This window comes from Leyella stercorea DSM 18206 (assembly GCF_000235885.1).
In the GTDB taxonomy this organism is placed as follows: domain Bacteria; phylum Bacteroidota; class Bacteroidia; order Bacteroidales; family Bacteroidaceae; genus Prevotella; species Prevotella stercorea.
The window spans coordinates 35,656-43,746 of the sequence record NZ_JH379446.1; the positions used below are offsets into that span (position 1 = coordinate 35,656).

The window sequence follows — 8,091 nt, forward strand, 5'->3', positions numbered from 1 at the left end:
CCTCACCATCTCAACACCTCAACACCTCACCACCTCAACATCACAACACCTTTAACAACATGAACAAATCAACATTAATTTCACTCGCTCTATTATCTTGTGTCTCTGTTTCGGCGCAGCGCACGACGCAGAATCTGCGCCAATGGCAGTTCTCGCGCGACAGCATCAACTACAAGTCGGTGACAATACCGCACGACTGGGCTATAAACGGACCGTTCGACAAGAAGTGGGACCTGCAGAATGTGGCTATCGTGCAGAACGGCGAGACGGAGAAGACGGAGAAATCGGGACGCTCGGGCGCACTGCCGTGGATTGGTCGCGGATACTATAAGACGACGGTCGACATAAAGCGCGTGCCTAAGACTGCCGTACTGGAGTTTGACGGCGCGATGGCTGACCCGCACGTGTATATAAACGGCAAGTTGGCTGGTCACTGGGCGTACGGTTACAACGCCTTCCGCGTGGACGCAGCGCCGTATCTAAAGAAAGGAAAGAACGAGATAACGGTCAGCCTCAACAACCGTGAGGAGAGTTCGCGCTGGTACCCCGGCGGCGGACTCTACCGCCCCGTACAGCTCGTAACGACCGCCGACCGCGCAAGCATCAACCCGTGGGGAAACTACTTCCGCACGGAGCTGATTAAGGACGGCAAGGCAGAGGTGAGTGTCTGCACGAATATTAACAATGCGGAGAAGGGTCTCGTTGTGGAGAACCTGCTCATCGACAGCGATGGCAAGACGGTAGCTCAGACGAAGACGACGAGCGACGTAGAGCAGCGACTTACGGTTGAAAACGCGCAGCTATGGTCGCCAGAGTCGCCGTATCTGTACCGATTCGTAACACGCCTTTATCGCAACAACAAGCTCGTAGACGAGACCACAGAGAAGGTAGGCATACGCACTGTGCGTGTGGCGCAATACGACGGATTCCAGCTGAACGGCAAGTCGCGAAAGATAAAGGGCGTATGCCTGCACCACGACCTGGGTCCGTTGGGAGCAGCCGTGAACAAGGCGGCGCTCATCCGTCAGATCCGCACGATGAAGGACATGGGATGCGACGCAATACGCACGGCGCACAATATGCCGTCGACGTGGCAGATGGAGGTGTGCGACTCGATGGGTATGATGGTGATGGCGGAGAGTTTCGACATGTGGATATACCCGAAATGCAAGAACGGCTACGCGCTGAACTTCAAGGAGTGGGCTGACCGCGACATAGAAAACCTCGTACGCAACCACCGCAACCATCCGTCTATCGTGATGTGGAGCATTGGCAACGAGATACCTGAGCAATGGAGCGAAGAAGGCAGACAGATAAGCGAACATCTGCAGGCGCTCTGCCACAAGTACGACCCTACACGACCCGTTACGCAGGGCATGGACCAGGCGGAGGCAGCATTGGGTTCGGGCTTCGCGCAGGTGATGGATGTGCCGGGCTTCAACTATCGCGTGCACAAGTACGACAACAACATCAAGCAACTGCCGAAGGGATTCCTCTTAGGCTCGGAGACAGCATCGACAGTGAGCTCGCGCGGCGTGTATAAGTTCCCCGTGGAGCCGTCAGACTCGAAGACGTATGCCGACGGACAGTGCTCGTCGTACGACGTGGAGTATTGTCCTTGGAGCAATCTGCCGGATGACGACTGGCGTATGCAGGACGACCGCGACTATACCATCGGCGAGTTCGTGTGGACGGGTTACGACTACTTGGGCGAGCCGTCGCCATACGACGAGTACTGGCCGTCGCGCTCGAGCTACTTCGGCATCTGCGACCTCGCCGGACTGCCGAAAGACCGCTACTGGCTATATCGCTCCCACTGGCGCACGGACGTGAACACGCTGCACGTGCTGCCCCACTGGACGTTCCCGGGACGCGAGGGCGAGGTGACACCGGTGTACTGCTACACCAATGCGCCGTCGGCTGAGCTGTTCGTGAACGGCAAGAGTCAGGGCAGAATAGTAAAGAACCCGGGCACACGCCTCGACCGCTATCGCCTGCGCTGGAACGACGTGCGCTATGAGCCGGGCGAGCTGAAGGTGGTGGCTTACAACTACGACGGCTCGGTGATGGGCGAGAAGAGCGTGCGCACGGCTGGCAAACCGGCACGCATCGTGCTCGAAGCCGACCGCAGCAGCATCTCTGCCAAGGGCGAGGACCTCGCGTTCGTGAAGGTGTCGGTGGTGGACAAGGACGGAACACCCTGCCCGACAGCTACGAACAAGATGAAGTTCGAGGTGAAGGGCGCAGCGAAGTTCCGTGCGGCGTGCAACGGCGACGCAACATCGCTCGTGGCGTTCAACTCGACGGAGATGCAGCTCTTCAGTGGCGAGCTGGTTGTCGTAGTGGAAGGCACAAAGCAGGGCAAGGCTACGCTGAGCGTATCGGCTGAAGGTCTGCCAAAGGAGACATTGTCTATCAACATCAAATAGCATTTTATACATATGAAAAAAATGATTTATGCGGTGATGGCTATTGCCTCACTAACCTATTCTACTCACACAACGGCGCAATCGCAGGACTTGCAGAAAACGGTGAATACCTATTTCGAACAGTCGCTGCAAGCGCAGCAGAAAGCTTTGGAGCAGGACGGCAAGGCAAGCTTCGCTCAGAACGCTCCGCTTGACACTAAGCTTCAGACAGCAATAAAGAACAAAGACATAGCCAACTATCAGAAGATGGTTTGGACTGCATGGTGCGAGGCGAACAATGCGCTGCAGGAGGAGAAGCTCATAGAGCCTGCCGACCTGAAGCAGGCTAAGAACAGCGCATGGCACTTGCCGCAGTGCCTGGAGCCTAATGCGGTTATGCCTTATTATTACGGCAAGAAGGGTGCGGCTGACAACGGTCAATATCCGCTCTTCCTCTACACGCACGGTTCGGGTTCAAAGGACAGAGAGTGGTCGAATGGTATCGAACTGGGACTTCGATTTCAGGATGCACCTTCTATCTATTTCATTCCGCAGATTCCGAACGAGGGCGAATACTATCGCTGGTGGCATCTGTCGAAGCAGTATGCCTTCGAAAAGCTTATCCGTTTGAGTCTGACGAGCGGTGAGGTGGATGCCAACCGACTCTACGTATTCGGCATCAGTGAGGGCGGTTACGGCAGTCAGCGTCTCGCCTCTTTCTACGCCGACTATTGGGCAGCAGCGGGTCCGATGGCAGGTGGCGAACCTCTGAAGAATGCGCCGGTAGAGAACTGTGCCAATATCGGTTTCTCGCTGCTTACGGGTGCTGACGACACGGGATTTTATCGCAACGACCTCACATGGTTCACCCAGGTGGCTTTCGATTCTGTACAGCTGGCTCGTCCGCTGGCTGTGGACAACACGCCCATCTTCCGCCATCGCATCAATCTCTTGCCTGGCATGCAACACCACATCACTTACGGACTGACCACACCCTGGCTCAAGCAGTTTGTGCGCAATCCGTATCCGAAGACGGTGCTTTGGGAGGACTTCGAGATGGACGGCAGACATCGTTCTGGATTCTATAACCTGCAGGTGCTGACACGCCCGTCAGAGGCAAGAACGTATTACGAGATGGATATCGACAAGAACGTGGTTTCTATCAAGGTAAGTGATGTAGAATACACTACAACGATGAAGGACAAGCAGTGGGGCCTCGACCTGAAGTTCAATCGCAACTACACTATAGCTACCGGTGGCAGACTGAGGGTGTATCTCAACGAACAACTGGTGAATCTCAAGAAGCCGGTAACAGTCAAGATAAACGGCAAGCAAGTCTTCCATGGTGTTGCCAAAGCCGATTTGCAGGCAATGGTGAACAGCTGCATGGAATACTTCGATCCGTACCGTGTGTATCCGGTTGCTATCGACCTATCTTATTAATGTAAAGAGAAAGCATCTACTTAAAAAGCAGCTGATTAATACAAAGAGATTACGAAAAGGGCTGCATCAAGACTCTCGAAACGGAGCATTGATGCAGCCCTATGTGCTTTTCTAAAGTATTGTGCATTTCCGATTTTCAATTTACTAAATAACAACTTACTAACCTAATCAACTATACTAAAAACAAATATTTAATCTAAATCTATTGCCAATGTTTCTGTTATCCGATTGATGTGTCATTCATTAAAGACTTGAAGCTTTATGGTCTGTAAATACTTTTTTCCTTTTGACATTGCAAAGATATAAAGACAAGAACGGGTGGTATTTAACAAATCGTTCAACGAATAGCACATTTGTTACATGAAACAAAAATATATGACAAACACCTACGAATGCATTATTTTTACTATATTTGCAGCGAATTTAAGTACATTCTACCCCTAATAATAACAAACAACTTAAAAACGAATACGAATGAAACACTCAGCACGCAGACTCTGCCAGTGTCTCCTACTCTTTCTGCTCCCTCTGTTACTCTCGTGCGGCTCCGAAAAGAAGCGTTACGTCGTGGGCGTTTCGCAATGCTCGGAGGACGTGTGGCGCGAGAAGCTGAACGAAGAGCTGCGCATCGCCGCACTCTACTATAACGATGTGGACCTGCGCATCAGTTCGGCAAACGACGACGTGCAGATGCAGACCGAACAGATTAACAAGTTCGTGGACGAGGGCGTAGACCTGCTCATCGTGGCACCTGGTCAGGTGAGCATATCGCCTGCCATCGACCGCGCATACGAGAAGGGCATACCGGTTATCATCTTCGACCGCCGCACACGGTCGGACAAGTACACAGCATATATCGGAGCTGACAACAAGGAGATTGGCAGTTCGATGGGCGAATACTTGGCTGGCACACTCACCGACGGCGGACGCATACTGGAGCTAAGCGGACTCTCTACGTCATCGCCGGCGATAGAGCGCAACAATGGCTTCGACAGCGTGGTGCAGTGTCGTCCGGGCATCAGTATCGTGGAGCATCTCAGTGCCGACTGGACAGAGCAGGGCGCGTTCCGCACGGTCGATTCGCTGCTATCTGAGCCGCACAACGAGTTCGACTGCGTCTTCGCGCATAACGACCGCATGGCGATGGGCGCACGACGAGCCGCCGAGAAGCACGGACTCGACCTGAAGCACATCAAGTTCTGCGGCATCGATGCCATGCCGCAAAAGGGCGGCGGCATGGAACTCGTGGCTGAAGGCACACTATTCGCTTCGTACACCTACCCCACACGCGGCGACGAGGTGATGCTGCTCGCTATGAACATACTCGAAGGAAAGAAATACAACCGCGAGAACCAGCTGTCGTCGGCACTCGTGACACGCGACAACGCCCGAGTGCTACTCATGCAGAACGACGAGACGATGCGCCAGCAGGATCATCTCTCCACGCTGCGCTCACGCGTGGACAAGGCTGCCAGTGACTTCAACACGCAGCGCATCTATCTGCTGGTGCTACTGGTGTTCGTGGTGTTGCTCATCGCCGTGTGCGCTGCAGCTATCTACGCCTTCATCACCCGAACGCGCATCAACCAACAGCTGAAAGCCTCGATGGACGAGCAGAACCGAATGACCACAGAGATGGAGGAGATGACGCAGCTGCAGTTCTTCACGAACGTGAGTCATGAGCTGCGCACGCCGCTCACACTCATCGCCGGACCTACGGAGCAGCTTTTGGAAGACCCAGCGGTGCATGGCGTGCAGCGCACGATGCTGGAGATGGTGCAGCGCAACACACGCATACTCATACAATTGGTTGGCGAGATACTCGACTTCCGCAAGGTGCAGAACAACAAGGCTGAGCTGCATCTCAACCGTTTCTACCTTCAGCATGAGCTGACAACGTGGACGGAGGACTTCCGCACAGTGGCGGCACGTCGTGGCATCACGATACGTGTGGATGTGTCGGGCGTGGAGGACGACGCGGTGCTCATCGCCGACCGCGACAAGATGGAGCATATGTACTTTAATATAATGTCGAACGCTCTGAAGTACACACCCGACGGAGGCTGCATCACCACTACTCTACTCCATCACGACCACTTTTACACGCTGCGCATAGCGGACACGGGCAAGGGAATTCCGACGGAAGAGCTGCCGCATCTCTTCGAGCGTTTCTACCAAGCGAAGGGTGCCATCGGCGGTACGGGCATCGGGCTGTCGCTCGTGAAGGCGTACATAGACATGCACCGTGGCAGCGTACATGCCGAGAGCGTAGAGGGTAAGGGTACTACGTTCGTCATCGAACTGCCCGACTCGCAGCCTGGCTACGACCCTGCGAAGGATGCACCGGCTGCTACCCAGGCGGAGAAGGGACTGGTGGACGACAACTACATTGCCACCGACACCACTGCGCAGGAGGCGGCGGAGCGTATCACAAACGCAGAGGACTTCGACGCGGAGCGTCCGCTCGTGCTCATCATCGACGACAACAACGGTATGCGTGCATATCTGCGCTCAATACTGCAGGACAAGTACAACGTGTCGGAGGCTACGAACGGCGAACAAGGTTTGGAGAAGGCACGTAGAGAGGTGCCGAAGCTGGTGGTGTGCGACGTGATGATGCCGGTGATGGACGGACTGGAGTTCACAAAGCGACTGAAGGAGGACACCGCAACGAGTCATATACCGGTGGTACTGCTCACCGCACGCTCGCTATCCGAACAGCGCAAGGAGGGCTACGACACGGGTGCCGACTCGTATATCACGAAGCCGTTCTCGGGTCAGGTACTGCTCTCGCGCATCGAGAACCTGCTGCGTTCGCGCATAATGCTGCGCTCGGTGTTCGCCGGCGACAAGCAGGAGACGGAGGAAGAGGAGAAGCTGAACGAGGCAGACAAGACGTTCGTAGGCAGACTGCGTACAGCGATACAAGATAACCTCGGCGACAGCGACTTCTCGGTGGAGCGTCTGGGCGAAGAGATAGGGCTTTCGCGCGTGCAGCTATATAGAAAGGTGAAGGCTCTGACCGGCCAGACACCGGTGGAGCTGCTACGCAAGGCGCGACTAACGAAGGCTCGCCAGCTGTTGGAAAAGACTGAGAAAAGCGTGTCGGAGATAGCATACGAGGTGGGTTTCACGTCGCCCTCGTACTTCAACAAGTGCTTCAAGGACGAGTTTGACATAAACCCAAGCAGCCTGCGGTAAGCCGTAGGAGCACACAACCATAGGAGGGTATGGCATCTTGCCGTACCCTCGCAACCTATTTAGAGATTAGCCATCCACTCCTATTATTTCAACCAAAGGGTAGCGTGGGTATGGCAAGATGCCATACCCTCCTATAAATGCAAAAACGGGGTAGAATGTGAACATTCTACCCCGTTTTATGTCGGGATGACAAGACTCGAACTTGCGACCTCACGCCCCCCAGACGCGTGCGCTAACCAACTGCGCTACATCCCGTGCTTTTGTAAAGCGGTGCAAAGGTAAGCAATTTCGATGGTTTAACAAAATTATTTGCCAACTTTTTCTTGTCAAACAGTGTTTAATCGTTATTCTACTGATGCAGTGTTGCCCTCAGTGCTACTTTCGTGCTTTTGGGTTAATCCTCCTTCTGAGGATAAGTCATATTGGCATCGGTAATAACATCGAGCACCTCCTCGCAGTACTTGCGCGACTCCCAGCGAGCCATTGGCAGGTCGTGGAGCAGCCAGTTGCCACAGTCCTGCGGTGCTGCGCCAGGTATCTCACCCTCAAAGTCAGCCACGAAGCGGAACGTGCGGCGCATGAGGTCGACGATGTCACTCGGCTGGAGGTCGCCACGCATAAGCAGATAGTTGCCCGTGAGGCAGCCCATCGGTCCCCAATAGACGATGCGGTCCTTCCACTCGGCATCATTGCGCAGGTATGTAGCAGCGAGATGCTCGATGGTGTGGAGTGCACCTGGGTGCAAAGCCGGCTCGCGGTTGGGTTCCTTCATGCGGATGTCGAAGGTTGTTACGGTGTCGCTACCTACTGTGTCTTTGCGCGATACGTAGATGCCGCGCAAGAGTGTGTTGTGGTTTATTGTGAAGCTTGGTATTTTTTTCATTGTTTTATTGTTTTAGGCGGCGTATAAGCCGAACTAAGCCTTCTTAGGCCTTCTTAAGCCATTGCTGACTAAGCCTTCTCAGGCCTTCCTAAGCCCTCCCCAACGGGGAGGGTTGGGAGAGGCTCTTTTTACTTTTTTACCTTTTTACTTTTTTAC

General features: G+C 54.2%; 4 protein-coding genes and 1 tRNA gene. 3 read left to right on the plus strand and 2 right to left on the minus strand.

The features are described 5' to 3' along the window. Window positions 1-59: 59 nt before the first annotated feature. The 3 genes from HMPREF0673_RS09070 to HMPREF0673_RS09080 all read left to right on the plus strand — a co-directional run bounded on the left by HMPREF0673_RS09070 (window position 60) and on the right by HMPREF0673_RS09080 (window position 7,052). Complete coding sequence (locus tag HMPREF0673_RS09070) at window positions 60-2,429, plus strand: glycoside hydrolase family 2 TIM barrel-domain containing protein (RefSeq protein WP_007901233.1); 2,370 nt, start codon at window positions 60-62, stop codon at window positions 2,427-2,429. Between the two features lie 12 nt (window positions 2,430-2,441). Next, a complete protein-coding gene (locus HMPREF0673_RS09075) occupies window positions 2,442-3,851 on the plus strand; it encodes a hypothetical protein (RefSeq protein ID WP_007901235.1) in 1,410 nt (469 codons plus the stop codon). 474 nt (window positions 3,852-4,325) lie between these two features. Then, a complete protein-coding gene (locus HMPREF0673_RS09080) occupies window positions 4,326-7,052 on the plus strand; it encodes a substrate-binding domain-containing protein (protein ID WP_007901239.1) in 2,727 nt (908 codons plus the stop codon). A gap of 181 nt (window positions 7,053-7,233) precedes the next feature. On the opposite strand, the gene HMPREF0673_RS09085 is transcribed toward HMPREF0673_RS09080, so the two are convergent. Beyond that, a tRNA-Pro gene (locus HMPREF0673_RS09085) sits at window positions 7,234-7,307 on the minus strand. Window positions 7,308-7,446: 139 nt separating this feature from the next. Further along, window positions 7,447-7,935: an S-ribosylhomocysteine lyase gene (locus HMPREF0673_RS09090; protein WP_007901241.1), complete on the minus strand. Its 489-nt coding sequence runs from the start codon at window positions 7,933-7,935 to the stop codon at window positions 7,447-7,449. Window positions 7,936-8,091 lie beyond the last annotated feature (156 nt).